Origin of the sequence: Mesorhizobium wenxiniae (assembly GCF_002284535.1) — a bacterium.
GTDB lineage: Bacteria > Pseudomonadota > Alphaproteobacteria > Rhizobiales > Rhizobiaceae > Mesorhizobium > Mesorhizobium wenxiniae.
Genome location: NZ_NPKH01000022.1, coordinates 1 through 1268 on the forward strand (window position 1 = coordinate 1; position 1268 = coordinate 1268).

Sequence of the window (1268 nt, forward strand, 5' to 3'; positions counted from 1 at the left end):
AGGGCATCCTCGATGATCTTCTTCACGCCGGGTTGGCCCGATTCCGGGTGACGCGGGAACTGATGGATGGCAGTCGACTGTCGGGGCTTCGTCTTCGCATTTTCCATAGCTGGCGCCGGTGACTGGGGTGGCCGTTGGCTGGCGGGGACTTGCGGCCTCGATTTCCGGGAGGCGCTTTCCTCCGTTGCCGCGATCCCCCAGAACTGCGCGATCTCCCGTGTGGAGCCGATGCCGACATCAAGCATATAAGGTCCTGGAGCGCCGAGGCCGTCGCCGACCGGCGTGCCGTGGCCCATCCCGGCGATCATGTTGATTTCGATCAAAGCCTCTCCCGCGCCGTTACGCCAGACCTGCTTCGCGTGCGGTCCGGCAGCTTCCTGATGCGTCGGTGCTTTCTCAAGCCGGTGAACTCCCCGCCATTGGCCTGCGATCGCTTCCGCGTTGGAAGGCGAAACCGTGTGGTCAGCGGCACCGTGCCAAATCGAAATCCTCGGCCACGGTCCCCGATGATCCGATGCGCCGCGGAGGGCCCGTTGCAGATCCTGTTCCGAAGGACCGCCGTGGCCGCGCATGCGATCGAAGGCCTCCGGGATTGTCGCTGCGCTGCCGTAGGGCAGACCGGCAATGATCGCACCGCCGGCAAACACTTCCGGATAGGTCGCCAGCATGGCCGCCGCCATTGCGCCTCCGGCCGAAAGGCCTGTGATGAAGATGCGCTTTCGGTCGAGACCGTGGGTGACGACCATCGTCTCGATCATCTGGCGAATCGAAAGCGCCTCGCCCGAACCACGCTTGGTGTCGCCAGGCTGGAACCAGTTGAAACAGAGGTTCGGATTGTTGCCGCGTTGCTGTTCGGGAAAGAGCAGCGCGAAGCCAGCCTCGTCGGCGAGTTGGGACCAGCCGGAATGATGGTTATAGGCGGCCGCGTTCTGTGTGCAGCCATGCAGCACGACGACGAGCGGGGCGCCCTTGGATAGGTGATTGGCGATGTAGAACTTCGCTCCCAACCCGCCGGGATTGGTACCGAAGTCGGCCAGCGTCTGGAGATGGTCCGATGCGCCGAGGTTGGCGGGATGTGCGGCATGTCGCACCTGCAGCGCGGTGAGCCGGGCGATGGTATCGGAGAGTTTTCGCAATGGAGCCGTCCCTGTTGTGACGCCCGGAATGGACGGGCCATCTGTGCAACGCACGCGCAGCAATATCGTTGCTGCACTGCACAATAACAAGGGAGCTGGGGGAGATGGAGTCCGGCCGACCCTCTGGGCCGG

1 protein-coding gene is annotated in these 1268 nt (G+C 64.0%); it reads right to left on the bottom strand.

All coding sequences use genetic code 11. From position 1 onward, the window contains the following. Positions 1 to 1136 (bottom strand): extracellular catalytic domain type 1 short-chain-length polyhydroxyalkanoate depolymerase (locus CIT31_RS16265; protein ID WP_101918694.1); only part of this gene is annotated, 1136 nt, incomplete at its 3' end. Positions 1137 to 1268: the final 132 nt, after the last annotated feature.